The 15,638-nt window shown below is 65.8% G+C and carries 17 protein-coding genes; 5 read left to right on the forward strand and 12 right to left on the reverse strand.

Annotated features, from left to right (window positions below; all coding sequences use genetic code 11):
- Nucleotides 1-47: 47 nt before the first annotated feature.
- From rplS to rpsP, 4 genes are all read right to left on the reverse strand, one after another.
- Nucleotides 48-440 carry a 50S ribosomal protein L19 gene (gene rplS / locus AC3WLY_RS17850; RefSeq protein WP_011883860.1) on the reverse strand — a complete coding sequence of 131 codons (393 nt, stop codon included), beginning with the start codon at nt 438-440 and terminating at the stop codon, nt 48-50.
- Nucleotides 441-572: 132 nt separating this feature from the next.
- Nucleotides 573-1,367, reverse strand: coding sequence for a tRNA (guanosine(37)-N1)-methyltransferase TrmD (trmD, locus tag AC3WLY_RS17855; RefSeq protein WP_034183054.1), 795 nt, complete (start codon nt 1,365-1,367; stop codon nt 573-575).
- Between the two features lies 1 nt (nt 1,368).
- Nucleotides 1,369-2,046 (reverse strand): ribosome maturation factor RimM, encoded by a 678-nt coding sequence (gene rimM / locus AC3WLY_RS17860; RefSeq protein WP_175963721.1) that lies wholly within the window; start codon nt 2,044-2,046, stop codon nt 1,369-1,371.
- Nucleotides 2,047-2,088: 42 nt separating this feature from the next.
- Complete coding sequence (gene rpsP / locus AC3WLY_RS17865; protein WP_006476550.1) at nt 2,089-2,343, reverse strand: 30S ribosomal protein S16; 255 nt, start codon at nt 2,341-2,343, stop codon at nt 2,089-2,091.
- A 152-nt stretch (nt 2,344-2,495) separates the two neighbouring features.
- Here rpsP and AC3WLY_RS17870 point away from each other — a divergent pair, with 152 nt between their 5' ends.
- Both AC3WLY_RS17870 and AC3WLY_RS17875 read left to right on the forward strand, forming a co-directional pair.
- Nucleotides 2,496-3,635, forward strand: a complete 1,140-nt coding sequence (locus AC3WLY_RS17870; RefSeq protein WP_310137039.1) for a PQQ-dependent sugar dehydrogenase — start codon at nt 2,496-2,498, stop codon at nt 3,633-3,635.
- A gap of 109 nt (nt 3,636-3,744) precedes the next feature.
- Nucleotides 3,745-4,212 (forward strand): NINE protein, encoded by a 468-nt coding sequence (locus AC3WLY_RS17875; RefSeq protein WP_034183440.1) that lies wholly within the window; start codon nt 3,745-3,747, stop codon nt 4,210-4,212.
- A gap of 52 nt (nt 4,213-4,264) precedes the next feature.
- On the opposite strand, the gene AC3WLY_RS17880 is transcribed toward AC3WLY_RS17875, so the two are convergent.
- Nucleotides 4,265-5,443, reverse strand: a complete 1,179-nt coding sequence (locus AC3WLY_RS17880; RefSeq protein WP_310137041.1) for a PA0069 family radical SAM protein — start codon at nt 5,441-5,443, stop codon at nt 4,265-4,267.
- A 90-nt stretch (nt 5,444-5,533) separates the two neighbouring features.
- Nucleotides 5,534-6,022 (reverse strand): Lrp/AsnC ligand binding domain-containing protein, encoded by a 489-nt coding sequence (locus AC3WLY_RS17885; protein ID WP_012492860.1) that lies wholly within the window; start codon nt 6,020-6,022, stop codon nt 5,534-5,536.
- A gap of 145 nt (nt 6,023-6,167) precedes the next feature.
- Between AC3WLY_RS17885 and AC3WLY_RS17890 the strand changes: the two genes are divergently transcribed.
- Nucleotides 6,168-7,454 carry a D-amino acid dehydrogenase gene (locus tag AC3WLY_RS17890; RefSeq protein ID WP_065500480.1) on the forward strand — a complete coding sequence of 429 codons (1,287 nt, stop codon included), beginning with the start codon at nt 6,168-6,170 and terminating at the stop codon, nt 7,452-7,454.
- Between the two features lie 268 nt (nt 7,455-7,722).
- On the opposite strand, the gene AC3WLY_RS17895 is transcribed toward AC3WLY_RS17890, so the two are convergent.
- The 5 genes from AC3WLY_RS17895 to AC3WLY_RS17915 form a co-directional block, all read right to left on the reverse strand.
- Nucleotides 7,723-8,658, reverse strand: coding sequence for an FAD-binding protein (locus AC3WLY_RS17895; protein ID WP_310137046.1), 936 nt, complete (start codon nt 8,656-8,658; stop codon nt 7,723-7,725).
- Between the two features lie 16 nt (nt 8,659-8,674).
- A complete protein-coding gene (locus AC3WLY_RS17900) occupies nt 8,675-9,424 on the reverse strand; it encodes an electron transfer flavoprotein subunit beta/FixA family protein (protein ID WP_175963716.1) in 750 nt (249 codons plus the stop codon).
- Nucleotides 9,425-9,652: 228 nt separating this feature from the next.
- On the reverse strand, nt 9,653-10,447 hold the full coding sequence (locus AC3WLY_RS17905; RefSeq protein ID WP_175963715.1) for a MetQ/NlpA family ABC transporter substrate-binding protein: 795 nt from the start codon (nt 10,445-10,447) through the stop codon (nt 9,653-9,655).
- 32 nt (nt 10,448-10,479) lie between these two features.
- Nucleotides 10,480-11,133 carry a methionine ABC transporter permease gene (locus AC3WLY_RS17910; protein WP_006486982.1) on the reverse strand — a complete coding sequence of 218 codons (654 nt, stop codon included), beginning with the start codon at nt 11,131-11,133 and terminating at the stop codon, nt 10,480-10,482.
- Nucleotides 11,123-12,157, reverse strand: a complete 1,035-nt coding sequence (locus tag AC3WLY_RS17915; RefSeq protein WP_034183046.1) for a methionine ABC transporter ATP-binding protein — start codon at nt 12,155-12,157, stop codon at nt 11,123-11,125. Before AC3WLY_RS17915 ends, AC3WLY_RS17910 begins: the two co-directional genes overlap by 11 nt.
- Nucleotides 12,158-12,375: 218 nt before the next feature.
- Between AC3WLY_RS17915 and AC3WLY_RS17920 the strand changes: the two genes are divergently transcribed.
- Entirely contained in the window at nt 12,376-13,293 is a 918-nt protein-coding gene (locus tag AC3WLY_RS17920; RefSeq protein WP_492309617.1) for an alpha/beta hydrolase, read from the forward strand.
- A 31-nt stretch (nt 13,294-13,324) separates the two neighbouring features.
- On the opposite strand, the gene AC3WLY_RS17925 is transcribed toward AC3WLY_RS17920, so the two are convergent.
- Nucleotides 13,325-14,248 (reverse strand): histone deacetylase family protein, encoded by a 924-nt coding sequence (locus tag AC3WLY_RS17925; RefSeq protein ID WP_011351344.1) that lies wholly within the window; start codon nt 14,246-14,248, stop codon nt 13,325-13,327.
- 43 nt (nt 14,249-14,291) lie between these two features.
- Here AC3WLY_RS17925 and mltB point away from each other — a divergent pair, with 43 nt between their 5' ends.
- The gene (gene mltB, locus AC3WLY_RS17930) at nt 14,292-15,635 is read left to right on the forward strand and encodes a lytic murein transglycosylase B (protein WP_492309618.1); all 1,344 of its coding nucleotides are present in this window, start codon (nt 14,292-14,294) and stop codon (nt 15,633-15,635) included.
- The last annotated feature ends 3 nt before the right edge of the window (nt 15,636-15,638 follow it).

Below are 15,638 nucleotides of genomic sequence, written 5' to 3' on the forward strand. Positions count from 1 at the left end.
GCCAGAATGAAAAAAGCACCCGGGTGGGTGCTTTTTCCTTACAGCTCTTACTCTTGGGAAGCTGCTGCGGTGCGATCCTTCGACACCAGCTTTTCCTTGATACGAGCCGACTTGCCCGAACGCTCGCGCAGGTAGTACAGCTTCGCGCGACGCACATCACCGCGGCGCTTCACGACGATGCTTGCCAGCAGCGGCGAGTACGTCTGGAACGTACGCTCGACGCCTTCGCCCGACGAGATCTTGCGGACGATGAAGTTCGAGTTCAGGCCACGGTTGCGAATCGCGATCACGACGCCTTCGTAAGCCTGAACGCGCTTGCGGTTACCTTCAACCACGTTCACGTTCACGATCACCGTGTCGCCCGGGGCGAATTCGGGGATCGTCTTGCCGGCGAGCGCGCGCTCGATTTCTTCCTGCTCAAGTTTTGCGATGAGGTTCATCACTGACTCCTATTGCCATCGTGTCGGCGTTTGCACCTGCCTGCTCCCAGGCCGGCCCCGATAGAGGATGGATTCACATCAGGCACCGCGCACGCATGCACGGCACCGCCAATTCCCGCCCGCGACGCCGCCTCAGGAGGCGTCCTTCGCTTCGCGTGCGAGGTTCGCAAGCCATGCCTCGTCGGCACGGCTCAACAACTTTTCGCGACGCGCCCGAACGATCAGGTCCGGCCGCTTCCGCAACGTATTCCGCAATGCTTCCTGACGCCGCCACCGCTCGATCTCGGCATGATGCCCGCCGAGCAGCACGTCCGGCACGCGCACGCCGTCATATTCCTCGGGGCGCGTGTAATGCGGACAATCGAGCAGGCCGTCGACGAAACTGTCCTGCACGGCCGACTGCGAATCGTTCAGCACACCGGGCAGCAGCCGCACGACCGCATCCATCATCGCCATCGCCGGCAGTTCCCCGCCCGACAGCACGAAATCCCCGAGGCTGATTTCCTCGTCGACGCAACGGTCGAGCAGGCGCTGGTCGATCGCTTCATAGCGGCCGCACAACACGACGACACCCGGCTCCTGCGCCATCCGCACCGCTCGCTCGTGCGTGAGCGGCGCGCCCTGCGGCGACATCATCACGACGCGCGTGCTCGCGATGCCCTGCTCCGCCTGCGCCGCTTTCGCGGCGCCGATCGCGGCTTCGAGCGGCCTGGCCAGCATCACCATGCCCGGACCGCCGCCGTACGGACGATCGTCGACCGTGCGGTAGTTGTCCGTCGTGAAATCACGCGGGTTCCAGGTGCGCAGCCCGAAGCGCCCTTGCTTGACGGCCCGGCTGGTGATTCCCCAGTCGGTCAGTGCGCGGAACATCTCGGGAAAGAGCGTGACGACGTCGAACTGCACCGCGCTCTCGGTAACCTGGTTCATTTCAGTAATCGGCTTCCCAGTCGACGACGATGCGACGCGCCGCCTGATCCACCGTTTTGACGTATACGCCGACAAACGGAATCAACCGTTCGTCGGTGGTCGGCTGACCGTCTTTGCCGGTCGCCGGATACTCGACACGCATGATCGAATGCACGCCGTTGTCGATCATCCCGCTCACCTTCCCGAGCGCCACCGATTGCTCGTTGACGACATCGAGACCGATCAGGTCGACCCAATAGAATTCGTCCGCGGCCAATGCCGGGAAATCCTCCCGGCGCACGAACACGCGAAAGCCGCGCATGGCCAGCGCGGCATCGCGGTCGCTGACGCCCGCGGGTTGCGCAACGACGGTGTCGCTGTGCGTCTTCGACTGCATGATGCGGACGGAAAGCCGCTCCGCACCGCGTTCCAGCCACCAGCGGCGCGCGTTGAGCAGCGCGTCGCCGCCGCGACCGGCGTCGGCATGCGTCGCCACCTTGATCCAGCCCTTAAGGCCGTAGGCGTCGACCACCGCCCCGACCTCGACAGCATCGTCGGGCCAGGCTTGCGTCGCTTCGAGGCTACCCTGTTCGGCAGCCTGACCGGCGTTCGCGACAACGTCGCGCTCGACCGGCTTGCGGACGAATGCGCCGAATGACGCACGCCCGCGCCTTGCATTACCGGAATCGTGACCCGCCATCAATGCACCTCACAGCCGGCACGACCGGCACACCGTGCCATGTTAGGCAGCCGGTTGCGCCTTTTGCGCTTCCTTCACGAGACGCTGGACGGTCGGCGACAGTTGCGCGCCAACACCTTGCCAGTACGTCAGACGGTCCTGAGCGATACGCAGCGATTCGCCCTTCGTAGCAACCGGGTTGTAGAAACCGACGCGCTCGATGAAGCGGCCGTCACGACGGTTGCGCGAATCGGTAGCAACGATGTTGTAGAACGGGCGCTTCTTCGAGCCGCCACGAGCCAGACGGATGATAACCATATGATGTCCTTCGGAAAACCGGGTTCGAAACTACTGAAACACGCGATTATAGCCGGAAACCAGAGGCACAACAAACACTTACGCGCAAAAAATCCACGGACGGCCCGTCCGCCGGGCATACAATCGTCGTGTCCAGGACGCTCCCGACCGTCATGCCGCTCCTTCGCGCCGCCCCGACGCGCCGCGCGCAGCACCGTTTCATCGCGCTGCTTGCCGGCCTTGCCTGCCTCGCGTCCGCAACCGCGTTCGCCGCGCCGTTGCCGGTCGATGAACTGGTCGTGCCGCCCGGCTTCCACGTGGAAGTGCTGACCGACGCGGTACCGACCGCACGCGAAATGGCGTGGTCGCCGCGCGGCATCCTGTATGTCGGCACGCAGGAAGGCCGCGTGCATGCGTTCGAGATGCACGAGGGCCGGATCAGCGCGCGCCACGTGATCGCGTCCGGACTCGACATGCCTGTCGGCGTAGCCTACCGCGATGGTGCGCTCTATATATCAGCCGTGTCGCGCATCCTGCGCCTCGATCGCATCGACGACCGGCTCGCCAAGCCACCGCCCCCTGCCGTCGTGACCGACGCGCTGCCGACCGACCACCATCACGGCTGGAAATTCATCGCGTTCGGCCCCGACGGCAAGCTTTACGTGCCGACCGGTGCACCGTGCAACGTCTGTCTCGCCGATCGCAGCCGCTACGCGATCATTGCGCGCATGAAGGCCGACGGCAGCGGACGCGAGGTCGTCGCCCGCGGCGTGCGCAATACGGTCGGCTTCGCATGGCACCCCGATTCGGGAGAGCTCTGGTTTACCGACAACGGGCGCGACATGATGGGCGACGACGTGCCCGACGACAAGCTGAACCGCGCGCCGCGCGCCGGCCTCGACTTCGGCTTTCCGTACTGCCATGGCGGCGATACGCCCGACCCTGAATTCGGCAGCGCCGACGTATGCCGCCGTTATGTGCCGCCCGTATTGAAACTCGGCGCACACGTCGCGGCGCTGGGCATGCGCTTCTATACCGGGCCGATGTTTCCGGCGTCGTATCGCAATAGCGTGTTCATCGCCGAACACGGTTCGTGGAACCGCAGCACGAAGGTCGGCTACCGCGTGATGCGCGTCGTCGTATCGGCGGACGGCAGCCAGGCGCGCCAGACCCCATTCGTCACGGGCTGGCTGCGGCCCGACGGCACGGTGTGGGGACGCCCGGCCGACGTGCTGCCGCTGCCGGACGGTTCGCTGCTCGTCAGCGACGACTACGCAGGTGCAATCTACCGCGTGACCTATGCGGCACCTTGACGCAGGCCGGGGGTGACCGGGCCCGACCGGGCATCGTAGAATGCGTGCCGGGCCGCGCGCCCGCGCCGGCCCGCCGGCCGCCCATGCCAACGACAATACGCCGCCATCCATGTCCAGCAGCACCGCACCGTCCCGCCGCTTCCGTTCCAAGACGCTCACCGCCGCCCTCGCATTCCTGTTCGGATCGCTCGGCGCGCACCGCTTCTATCTGTACGGCTTTCGCGACGTGTACGGCTGGGCACACCTGCTCGCGACGATCGTCGGCATCCCGGGCTTCCTCCTGCTCGCGGCGACCCAGCGCAGCGCCGGCCTCGGCTGGTGGCTCGCGGTACCTGGCGCGATCTCGCTGCTGGCGGCGTTCCTCGCCGCACTCGTCTACGGGCTGCGCCCCGACGAAAAGTGGGACGCGCAATTCAACGCGGAGACCGGCAAGCACAGCCGGTCGGGCTGGACCGTGATCTTTGTCGTGATCTTCTCGCTGCTGATCGGTGCATTCCTGCTGATGACCGCGCTCGCGCTGTCGTTCCAGACGTATTTCGAATCGCAGGTCGAAGCAGCGAAGCAGATTTCGCAGTAAGCGCAACGAGCGCGACACACCGGCGCCGACGAGCACCGATATTGCGCGCCAGTCAGAACAGGTTCAACTGCATGTCGTCGCGCGACTTCGCGCCGGCCGCGCGCACTGCCATGCGCGGCGCAGGCACTGCGGCGGCCGGCGCGCCGCGAAACTGCGACAGATCGAGGATGCCGTTCGTGCGCTCGTTCAGCCCGAGCCGCTTGACGGCCTGGCGGAAACGCTGCCGCAACAGGTCGGCCCAGATCCCCTCGCCCTTCATCCGTTTCGAGAAATCCGAGTCGTAGTCTTTCCCGCCGCGCATGTCGCGCACGCGGTTCATCACGCGCTCCGCACGATCGGGAAAATGCGCGGCGAGCCAGCTCTTGAACAGCGGCGCGACCTCCCACGGCAACCGCAGGATGATGTAGCTCGCATGCGTCGCGCCCGCTTCCGCGCACGCTTCGAGCACGCGCTCCATGTCGGGCTCGGTGACGAACGGGATCACCGGCGCAATGCTCACGCCGACCGGCACGCCTGCATCGCGCAGCGCGCGGATCGTGCGCAACCGGCGCGCCGGCGTCGCCGCCCGCGGCTCGAGCGTGCGCGAGAGATCGGCATCGAGCGTCGTGATCGTGACTGCCGCCATCACCTGCCCGCGCTCCGCCATCGGTGCAAGCAGGTCGAGATCGCGCTCGATCAGCGACGACTTCGTGATCGCGGCGAACGGCAACCCGCGATCGTGCATCACCTGGATCACGCTGCGCGTGATGCGCAGGTCGCGCTCGACCGGCTGATAGGCGTCGGTATTGACGCCGAGCGCGATCGGCTCAGGCACGTAGCGCTTGCGCGAAATCTCGCGCTCGAGCAGTTCGGCCGCATTGACCTTCGCGTAGATCCGGCTTTCGAAATCGAGCCCCGGCGACAGGCCGAGATAGCTGTGCGTCGGCCGCGCGAAGCAGTAGATGCAGCCGTGCTCGCAACCGCGATACGGATTGAGCGATACGCTGAACGGAATATCGGGCGACTGGTTGTGCGTCAGGATGCTCTTCGCACGCTCCTCGAACACCTGCGTGCGCAGCGGCGCGGGGAAGTCGGCATCGTCCGACTCGTGCGTCCAGCCGTCGTCGACCGCTTCGCGCTGCGCGAGCTCGTACCGCCCCTGCAGGTTGTCGACCGCACCGCGCCCCTTGAGGGGCACGGGCGGCGCTACCGGAAATTCGTTGTCGGATCGATCGTCCATTTGCCCACCCATTCGCCTGCGCCCAATACTGTACATTTATACAGTATTGGGCGCAGCATGCCAAGGGCGGGATAAGGGGCCCGGTAACGGGCCGCCGGCGCGTCACTCGCCGACCGCGATCGTCAGCGTTTCCTTGATTTCCTCCATCACGACATAGCTCTTCGACTGTACGGCGCCGGGCAACTGCAGCAGGATGTCGCCGAGCAGCTTCCGGTAGTCGGCCATCTCGCCGATCCGCGCCTTGATCAGATAGTCGAAATCGCCGGATACGAGGTGGCATTCGAGCACCTCGTCGATCTTCATCACTTCCCGACGGAATTGCTCGAACATGTTGCCGCCCTTGTGGCCGAGCGTGATCTCGACGAACACCAGCAGCGCGGCACCCAGCTGGCCCGGGTCGACCCGCGCGTGATAGCCGGTGATCACGCCGTCCCGCTCCATGCGCCGCACGCGCTCGATGCACGGCGTGACAGTCAGGCCGACCTGTTCCGCGAGGTCTTTCATCGCCATCCGGCCGTCGTCCTGGAGCAGTTTGAGGATGCGCCGGTCGAGCTTGTCGAGCGAGCGTACGGGCTGACGTTGCGTTCTCATTTGTTTATGCTGAAAACCTGAAAAATACGATAACAAAACCTGCACATTCGACAATACCATAGCTCAAAAAACTAGATCAGCTAGAGGTTACACGGAACCGCGGGTGCGTCCGGCCTCGATCTGGTCCCTTCCATCTGGAGCAGCTATGCGAGTCGTCATTCTGGGCAGCGGTGTGGTGGGCGTGGCAAGCGCGTATTACCTCGCGCGCGCCGGTCATGAGGTCACTGTGATCGACCGGGAAGCCGGCCCTGCGCTCGAGACGAGCTTCGCGAACGCGGGCCAGATCTCCCCCGGCTATGCCGCGCCTTGGGCCGCGCCCGGCGTGCCGCTGAAGGCCGTCAAATGGATGTTCGAAAAGCATGCGCCGCTCGCGATCCGTCTCGACGGCACGCGCTTCCAGCTCCAGTGGATGTGGCAGATGCTGCGCAACTGCACGACCGAGCGCTATGCAGTCAACAAGGGCCGCATGGTCCGCCTCGCCGAATACAGCCGCGACTGCCTGCAGGCGCTGCGCGCCGACACCGGCATCCAGTACGAAGGGCGCACGGGCGGCACGCTGCAGCTGTTCCGCACGCAGCAGCAACTCGACGGCGCGGCGAAGGACATCGCCGTGCTGCAGGAAGCGAACGTGCCGTTCGAACTGCTGTCGCCGGCCGACCTGAAGAATGCCGAACCGGCACTCGCCGCGGTGTCGCACAAGCTGACGGGCGGCCTGCGCCTGCCGGGCGACGAAACGGGCGATTGCCAGCTGTTCACGACGCGCCTCGCGGCGCTCGCCGAATCGCTCGGCGTCAAGTTCCGCTACAACACGCCGATCGACGCGCTCGCGATTGCCGGCGGCAAGATCGCCGGCGTGCAATGCGGCAGCGAGACGGTGCGCGCGGACGCGTACGTCGTCGCGCTCGGCTCGTACTCGACCAGCTTCATCTCGAACCTGATGAAGATCCCGGTCTATCCGCTGAAGGGCTATTCGATCACCGCGCCGATCGTCAACGAAGCGGCCGCGCCCGTGTCGACCGTGCTCGACGAGACCTACAAGATCGCGATCACGCGTTTCGACCAGCGCATCCGCGTCGGCGGCATGGCGGAAATCGTCGGCTTCGACAAGAACCTGCGCGCCGCGCGCCGCGAAACGCTCGAGATGTGCGTGAACGACCTGTTCCCGGGCGGCGGCGATACGTCGAAGGCGACGTTCTGGACGGGCCTGCGCCCGATGACGCCGGACGGCACGCCGATCGTCGGCCGCACGCCGGTGTCGAACCTGTTCCTGAACACCGGCCACGGCACGCTCGGCTGGACGATGTCGTGCGGTTCGGGCCAGCTGCTCGCAGACCTGATCTCGGGCAAGAAGCCGGCGATCCAGGCCGACGACCTGTCGGTGCACCGTTACCTGAAGGAAGTGGCCGGCCAGACGCGCCCGGCATACGCATAAGCCGGGATGGCTCGCCGTAGCGCGGGCCGGTCGGCATCGAACGAGACAGGCGCCTCGACGGCGCCTTTCTTCGTTTCAGCGATTACGTTGCCGATGGGAACTGCGCAACGGTGTCGATGACCGCGCGTTCCTTCAGCGCGAAAAGCCTGTCTGTCCGTGACGGCATCGCAACCGCTCGCGGCGCTCGCACTGCTTTTGCTTAGGGCGAAAAAAGGGGCGCTCATCGCGCCCCTCGTCCTCATGCTTGACGCTGAAGCGTCACGCCGCGTCAGCCGAGCTCGGCCACGAGCTCCGGCACGAGCGTGAACAGATCGCCGACGAGGCCGTAGTCGGCCACGCTGAAGATCGGCGCTTCCGGATCCTTGTTGATCGCGACGATCACCTTCGAATCCTTCATGCCTGCCAGATGCTGGATCGCACCCGAGATGCCCACCGCGATGTACAGCTGCGGCGCGACGATCTTGCCGGTCTGGCCGACCTGGTAGTCGTTCGGCACGTAGCCGGCGTCGACTGCCGCGCGCGATGCGCCCAGTGCGGCCGACAGCTTGTCCGCCAGCGGCTCGAGCACCTTCGTGTAGTTTTCACCGCTGCCCAGACCGCGGCCGCCCGACACGATGATGCTTGCCGACGTCAGTTCCGGACGGTCCAGCTTCGTCACTTCACGGCTCACGAACTGCGACTTGCCTGCGTCGGCTGCCGCTTCGATCTTCTCGACCGAAGCGCTGCCGCCTTCGGCCGCCACCGGATCGAAACCCGTCGCACGCACCGTGATGACCTTGATCGGGTCGCCCGACTGCACCGTCGCGATTGCGTTGCCTGCGTAGATCGGGCGCTCGAACGTATCGGCCGAATCGACCGCCGTGATGTCCGAAATCTGCGCGACGTCCAGCTTCGCGGCGATGCGCGGCGCGATGTTCTTGCCGTAGGCGGTCGCCGGCGCGAGGATGTGCGAGTAGTCCTTCGCGATGTTCAGCGCGGTCGCTTCGACGTTTTCCGCGAGGCCCGCTTCGAGCTGCGGCGCGTCGGCCAGCAGCACCTTCGAAACACCTGCGATCTTCGCTGCTGCGTCTGCAGCCGCTTGCGCATTGTGGCCCGCGACCAGCACGTGAATGTCACCGCCGATCTTCGCCGCCGCTGCCACCGTGTTCAGCGTCGCGGCCTTGATCGACGCGTTGTCGTGTTCTGCAATCACCAGAATCGTCATTTCTTTGCGCTCCCTCTTACAGCACCTTGGCTTCGGTCTTCAGCTTCTCGACCAGCGTCTTCACGTCCGGCACCTTCACGCCGGCCGCGCGCTTCGGCGGCTCGACCACCTTCAGCGTCTTCAGACGCGGCGCGACGTCCACGCCCAGGTCTTCCGGCTTCACGATTTCCAGCGGCTTCTTCTTCGCCTTCATGATGTTCGGCAGCGTCACATAGCGCGGCTCGTTCAGGCGCAGGTCGGTCGTGATCACCGCCGGCAGCGTCAGCGACAGCGTTTCCGCGCCGCCGTCGACTTCGCGCGCAACCGTGGCCTTGCCGTCCGCGACCGTCACCTTCGACGCGAACGTCGCCTGCGGCAGGCCGGCCAGCGCAGCCAGCATCTGGCCCGTCTGGTTCGAATCGTCGTCGATTGCCTGCTTGCCGAGGATCACCAGCTGCGGCTGCTCCTTGTCGACCAGCGCCTTCAGGATCTTCGCGACGGCCAGCGGCTCGACGCTGTCGTTCGACTCGACGAGGATCGCGCGATCCGCACCGATCGCCAGCGCCGTGCGCAGCGTTTCCTGCGCCTGCGTGACGCCCACCGACACCGCGATCACTTCGGTCGCGACGCCCGCTTCCTTCAGGCGCACCGCTTCTTCAACGGCGATTTCGTCGAACGGGTTCATCGACATCTTCACGTTCGCGATGTCGACGCCCGTGTTGTCCGACTTCACGCGGACCTTCACGTTGTAATCGACCACTCTTTTCACTGGCACCAGGATTTTCATGCACACGCTCCAAAGTTACGAATACGACCAGAGGCCATTCTATAGCGAGGCCTCATGACTGCGCGGCCAAGCGGACCCATCCATCGTGGCTGTCGAGGATACCGCTTCTTGGCGACGCGCCAATGATAGCGAACGGTCGTTCTATTTTAAAAGAGAAAAAACCCGGACGCAAAGCCCGGGTTTTCGATCATCAACTCTAATCCCGCCGGGCACCCCGCACTCTGCCCGTTACCAGGCGGCAATGACCGCGCCGCCGAACTTGCCTTCGATGAACTGCTTCACGTCGGCCGAATGATAGGCCGCAATCAGTTTCGCGACCCACGGCTTGTTCCGGTCCGCGTCGCGAATCGCGAGGATGTTCGCGTACGGGCCGTTCGGCCCCTCGATCGCGATCGCGTCCTGTTTCGGTTTCAACCCTGCTTCCATCGCGTAGTTGGTATTGATCGCGGCCGCGTCGACGTCGCCGAGCGAGCGCGGAATCTGCGCCGCATCGAGTTCGACGATCTTCAGCTTGCGCGGATTGTCGACGATATCGAGCGGCGTCGCCTTCAGCCCCGCATCCGCGCGCAGTTTCAGGAGGCCCTGCTTTTGCAGCAACAGCAGCGCACGGCCGCCGTTGGTCGGATCGTTCGGGACCGCGATGCGCGCGCCGGGCTTCAGTTCGGTCAGCGACTTCACGCGCTTCGAATAGATGCCCATCGGGAACGTGACAGTATCCGCGACCTTGATCAGCTTGTAGCCGCGATCCTTCACCTGCGCCTGCAGATACGGATCGTGCTGGTAGCTGTTCGCGTCGAGGTCGCCCGACGCGAGCGCCGCGTTCGGCTGCACGTAATCGGAGAATTCGACGATGCGGATCTCGAGGCCGCTCTTCGCCGCGACCTTCTTCACCGCTTCCATGATCTGCGCGTGCGGCCCGCCCGTCACGCCCACCTTGATGGTTTCGGCCTGTGCGTGCGCACCCGCGAACAGCGCGGCTGCGCCGAGTGCCGCCGCGAATTTCAGCATGAAGCGTCGTTGCATCGTCTCTCCCCTAATGGATGATCAATTTCGTCTTATTTGTGGCTCAGCCGGCGGACGAGCCAGTCGCCGAACGACTGCACGATCTGCACGAACACGATCAGGATCGCGACGACCGTCCACATCACTTCCGGCAGATAGCGCTGGTAGCCGTAGCGAATCCCGAGATCGCCGAGCCCGCCGCCGCCGATCGCGCCCGCCATCGCCGAATAGCCGACCAGCGACACGAACGTGATCGTCAGGCCCGCCACGACGCCCGGCAGCGATTCGGGCAACAGCACCTTGAATACGATCTGCGATGTGGTCGCGCCCATCGACTGCGCGGCTTCGATCAGCCCGCGGTCGACTTCGCGCAGCGCAGTCTCGACGAGACGCGCGATGAACGGCGCGGCCGCCAGCGTCAGCGGCACGACCGCCGCGGCCGTGCCGATCGACGAGCCCGTGACGAGCCGCGTAAACGGAATCACTGCGACCAGCAGGATGATGAACGGCGTCGAGCGGACCGCGTTCACGATGCCGCCGAGCACGCGATTCACCGCGAGGTTCTGCAGCACGCCCTGGCGATCGGTCAGGTAGAGCAGCACGCCGAGCGGCAGGCCGACGAGCGCGCCGACCGCCCCGGAGATGCCGACCATGATCAGCGTCTCCCAGAACGACTGCACGAACATATCGAACATCTCACTCAACATACGAAAGCTCCTCTACCACCACGCCTTGCTCGCGCAGGAACGCGAGCGCCTGCCCGACCTTGCCCGGCTCGCCGCCCGCGAGCACCGCGAGCGAACCGAATGCCTGCCCCTGGATCTCGTCGATCTGGCCGTGCAGGATGTTGAAATCGAGTTCGTAACGGCGGATCGTCTCCGACAGGATCGGCTGGTCGACACCCGAGCCCGTGAACGCGAGCCGCAGCAGATGCCCGCTGCCCGTCTTCAGCCGCTCGGCCACGCGCACCTTCAGCGCGGGCGGCAGTTCCTGCGCGATCACGTCGCCGATCAGCGCGCGCGTCACTTCGTGATGCGGCTGCAGGAACACGTCGATCACGCGGCCTTCCTCGACCACCCGCCCCGCATCGAGCACCGCGACGCGATCGCACACCTGCTTGATCACTTCCATCTGGTGCGTGATCAGCACGATCGTCAGGCCGAGTTCGCGGTTGATACGCTTGAGCAGGTCGAGGATCGAACGTGTGGTCTCGGGATCGAGCGCGGACGTCGCTTCGTCCGACAACAGCACCTTCGGCTGGCTCGCGAGCGCGCGTGCGATGCCGACGCGCTGCTTCTGTCCGCCGCTGATCTGCGCCGGGTAACGATCCTTCTGTGCGGACAGCCCGACGAGGTCGAGCAGCGGCAGCACGGCGGCCTCGATGTCGGCACGGCTTGCGCCGGCCAGCTCCAGCGGCAGCGCGACGTTGTCGAACACCGTGCGCGACGACAGCAGGTTGAAGTGCTGGAAGATCATGCCGATCTCGCGGCGCGCCTCGCGCAGCGCGCCGGCCGGCAGCAGCGTGAGATCGCGCCCGCCGACGACGACATTGCCTTCGGTCGGCCGCGTGAGCAGGTTGATGGTGCGCACGAGCGTGCTCTTGCCGGCGCCGCTTCGGCCGATGATGCCGAACACCTCGCCCTGCGGAATCGTCAGGTTGACGTTGTGCAGCGCCTCGACCCAGCCGCTCGGCCCGGGGAAACGCTGCGAAAGATTGCGTAATTCGATCATGTAAACAAAACGGCGGCCGGCCGGCGAGCAGGCCCGCCAGTCGGCCACCGATGCATCTGGAATAGCCGGCGATTTTACCGCAAACCCCTCATTCCCCTTAATAATCGATTTCGATCTTTTCATAACCTCACGAAATTAGAGGGGCACCGCTGGCCCGCCGCGGGAGTGTCGCGACTATGATCCGGAACACGCATGCCAACGAACAGGGGACCCGCCAGATGACCGCCACCACCACGCCGGCCGCCACACCTGCCATCGCCGGATCGGCGCCTGCGTCGCCGCCGGCGTCGAAAATGGGCCGGCTCACCGCGGACGGGCTCGAACTGGCGTCGTACCGCTGGCCGGCCGGCAGCGGCACCGCGCCGCCGCGTGCGACGATCGCGCTCGTGCACGGCCTCGCCGAACACGCGGGCCGTTATGCCGCGCTCGCCGGCCGGCTGAACGCGGCCGGCATCGACGTGCTCGCGATCGATCTGCGCGGGCACGGCCAGTCGCCCGGCAAGCGAGCCTGGGTCGAGCGTTTCGACGATTACCTTAACGATGCGGATGCGCTGGTCGCCGAAGCAGCGCGCGGCAATGCGCCGCTGTTCCTGATGGGACACAGCATGGGCGGCGCGGTCGCCGCGCTGTACGCGATAGAACGCGCGCCGGCCAGCGGCCATGCGCTGACGGGCCTCGTGCTGTCGAGCCCGGCGCTCGCACCGGGGCGCGACGTGCCGCGCTGGATGCTCGCGGTAAGCCGCGTCATCAGCCGCGCGTGGCCGACCTTTCCCGCGATCCGGATCGACGCGGCGCTGCTGTCGCGCGATCCGGCCATCGTCGCGGCCAATCGCGCCGATCCGCTCGTGCATCACGGCGCGGTGCCCGCGCGCACCGGCGCGGAGATTCTCGACGCGATGGCGCGTATCGAACGCGGCCGCGGCGCGCTGCGCGTCCCGGTGCTCGTCTATCACGGCACCGAGGACAAGCTGACCGAACCCGACGGCAGCCGTGCGTTCGGCGCGCGAGTCGGCTCGCCCGATCGCACGCTGACGCTATACGAAGGTGGTTTCCACGAAACGATGAACGATCTCGAACGCGATCGCGTGATCGACGCGCTGATCGCGTGGATTCACGCGCGCGTGCCGGCGCGCTGATCAAGCGCACATGCCGGCGGCGGCCCGCCGGTCAGATGCCGGCCAGCACGCGCAGGTGCGCGACGACACTGCGCCCGAGCGCGGACAGGTTGTAGCCGCCCTCGAGACAGCTCACGATGCGGCCCTGCGCATGACGACGTGCAACGTCGACGATCTGCGCGGTCAGCCATTCGAAGTCGGCCTCGACGAGGCCGAGATTGCCGATGTCGTCCTCGCGATGCGCATCGAAGCCCGCCGACACGAACAGCATCTGCGGCTTGAACGCGTCGAGACGCGGCAGCCAGAACATGTCGACGGCTTCGCGGATCGCCATCCCGTTGCTGCGCGCGGGCATCGGCAGGTTGACCATGTTCGGCGCCTGGTGATCGACGCCCGAGAACGGGTACAGCGGATGCTGGAAGAAACTGCACATCAGCACGCGCTCGTCGTTGGCAAACGCAGCCTCGGTGCCGTTGCCGTGGTGCACGTCGAAATCGATGATCGCCACACGCTCGAGACCGTGCACGTCGAGCGCATGCCGCGCGGCGATTGCGACGTTGTTGAAGAAGCAAAAACCCATCGCGCGCGCGGGCTCCGCATGGTGGCCGGGCGGCCGGACGCCGCAGAACGCATTCGCATAGCGGCCTTCGATCACCGCGTCGGTCGCCGCGATCGCAGCACCGGCTGCACGCAGCGCCGCGCGCCACGTGTCGCGGTTCATCAGCGTATCGGGATCGATCTCGACGTAGCCGTCGACCGGCGTCATGCTCCGGATGTAGTCGATGTGCGCCTGCGTATGCACACGACCCAGCGCCACCTCGCTCGCGAACGGCGCGGTTTCGTGCACGATCAGGTCGTCGATGCGGCTCGCGATCAGTTGATCCTGGATCGCCGACAATCGGGCCGGGCATTCCGGATGCCATTCCCCCATCTCGTGCAGCATGCAGTCGGGGTGCGTATAGAAAGCGGTTGCCATAAGCTGTCTTCCGCAGCGCGCGGTGCGCCGCAGGTCTCCATCAATGATGTCCATCGTCTGCCGCGAATTCGCCGCTAACTTACCACAACGGGGCCCCGTTTCGCCCCGGCGCGCCGGATGCGTCGGGTATACTGCGCCGAACCCAATCGCCCCGTCCGCCCGCTTCGACATGAATTCCAGCAAGCCTGCCGCCCTTCTCCCCGCGCTGCTCCGTGTTCGCGCCCCGCTCGTCGTTGCCGCCGTCGCCGCAGCCCTCGGCGCCGCGCCTGCCGGCGCGCAGACGCAGCCTGCGAAGCCTGCCGGTACGCGCGTCGCACAGGCCCAGCCCCAGCAGCCGGCGCCGCAAGGCCAGACCTTCGAAGAGGAAATCGTTCCGCAGCGTTACGCGAGCAACGCGAAGGTCGACGCGTTCATCGACGAGATGGTGAGCCGCAACGGCTTCGACTCCGCGAGCCTGCATGCGCTGTTCTCGCGCATCAGCTATTCGGCGACGGCGGTCAAGCTCGTGAAGCCCGCCGCGTCGCCGACGGTCAAGAACTGGAACGTCTATCGCTCGCGCTTCATCGAGCCGATCCGCATCAACGCAGGCGTGAAGTTCTGGAAGGCCAACCAGGCGACGCTGCAGCGCGCATCCCAGGAGTTCGGCGTGCCGCCCGAGGTGATCGTCGGCATCATCGGCGTCGAGACGATCTATGGCCGCTACATGGGCAATTTCCGCGTGCTCGACGCGCTGACGACGCTCACGTTCGACTATCCGGACACGCCGAATCGCGACAGCCGCCAGGCAACGTTCCGCAAGAACCTCGAGGATTTCCTGGTCTGGACCCGCGACAACCAGCTCGACCCGACCACCGTGCTCGGCTCGTATACAGGGGCAATCGGGATTCCGCAGTTTCTGCCGAGCAGCATCCGCGAATATGCGGTCGACTTCGACGGCACGGGCCACGTCGATCTGCGCAGCAGTCCTGTCGACGCGATCGGCAGCGTCGCGAACTACCTGAAGCAGCACGGCTGGGAAACCGACCGCCCGGTGGTCTGGCAGATCACGCCCGATACCGGCAGCCTGGGGATCGCACAGGCCGCCGCCGACGGCCAGCCCGAACCGCACTGGGCGCTGTCGCAACTGATGCGCGCGGGCATGACGCTGAACGAACCGGCGGTCAACATCACCACCGAAGCCGCCACGCCGGTGACCGTGATCGACCTGCCGTCGCCGGGGCGCGCAACCGAATACATGCTCGGGCTCAAGAATTTCTACGTGCTGACGCGCTACAACCGCAGCTTCTTCTACGCACTTACCGTGTACCAGCTCGGCGAGGCCGTGAAGGCGCAGATGGAAGCGAGCGGCGCACTGAAGCCGGCCAACGCAGACGAGCAAGCGCAGTAGGCA

The organism is Burkholderia sp. FW306-1C-G01B (assembly GCF_058781685.1).

Excerpts from the sequence above, each read along its gene's own strand:
- rplS (WP_011883860.1), bottom strand. The coding sequence starts at position 440 with ATGAACCTCATCGCAAAACTTGAGCAGGAAGAAATCGAGCGCGCGCTC.
- trmD (WP_034183054.1), bottom strand. The coding sequence starts at position 1,367 with ATGAACCAGGTTACCGAGAGCGCGGTGCAGTTCGACGTCGTCACGCTC.
- rimM (WP_175963721.1), bottom strand. The coding sequence starts at position 2,046 with ATGGCGGGTCACGATTCCGGTAATGCAAGGCGCGGGCGTGCGTCATTC.
- rpsP (WP_006476550.1), bottom strand. The coding sequence starts at position 2,343 with ATGGTTATCATCCGTCTGGCTCGTGGCGGCTCGAAGAAGCGCCCGTTC.
- AC3WLY_RS17870 (WP_310137039.1), top strand. The coding sequence starts at position 2,496 with ATGCCGCTCCTTCGCGCCGCCCCGACGCGCCGCGCGCAGCACCGTTTC.
- AC3WLY_RS17875 (WP_034183440.1), top strand. The coding sequence starts at position 3,745 with ATGTCCAGCAGCACCGCACCGTCCCGCCGCTTCCGTTCCAAGACGCTC.
- AC3WLY_RS17880 (WP_310137041.1), bottom strand. The coding sequence starts at position 5,443 with ATGGGTGGGCAAATGGACGATCGATCCGACAACGAATTTCCGGTAGCG.
- AC3WLY_RS17885 (WP_012492860.1), bottom strand. The coding sequence starts at position 6,022 with ATGAGAACGCAACGTCAGCCCGTACGCTCGCTCGACAAGCTCGACCGG.
- AC3WLY_RS17890 (WP_065500480.1), top strand. The coding sequence starts at position 6,168 with ATGCGAGTCGTCATTCTGGGCAGCGGTGTGGTGGGCGTGGCAAGCGCG.
- AC3WLY_RS17895 (WP_310137046.1), bottom strand. The coding sequence starts at position 8,658 with ATGACGATTCTGGTGATTGCAGAACACGACAACGCGTCGATCAAGGCC.
- AC3WLY_RS17900 (WP_175963716.1), bottom strand. The coding sequence starts at position 9,424 with ATGAAAATCCTGGTGCCAGTGAAAAGAGTGGTCGATTACAACGTGAAG.
- AC3WLY_RS17905 (WP_175963715.1), bottom strand. The coding sequence starts at position 10,447 with ATGCAACGACGCTTCATGCTGAAATTCGCGGCGGCACTCGGCGCAGCC.
- AC3WLY_RS17910 (WP_006486982.1), bottom strand. The coding sequence starts at position 11,133 with ATGTTGAGTGAGATGTTCGATATGTTCGTGCAGTCGTTCTGGGAGACG.
- AC3WLY_RS17915 (WP_034183046.1), bottom strand. The coding sequence starts at position 12,157 with ATGATCGAATTACGCAATCTTTCGCAGCGTTTCCCCGGGCCGAGCGGC.
- AC3WLY_RS17920 (WP_492309617.1), top strand. The coding sequence starts at position 12,376 with ATGACCGCCACCACCACGCCGGCCGCCACACCTGCCATCGCCGGATCG.
- AC3WLY_RS17925 (WP_011351344.1), bottom strand. The coding sequence starts at position 14,248 with ATGGCAACCGCTTTCTATACGCACCCCGACTGCATGCTGCACGAGATG.
- mltB (WP_492309618.1), top strand. The coding sequence starts at position 14,292 with ATGATGTCCATCGTCTGCCGCGAATTCGCCGCTAACTTACCACAACGG.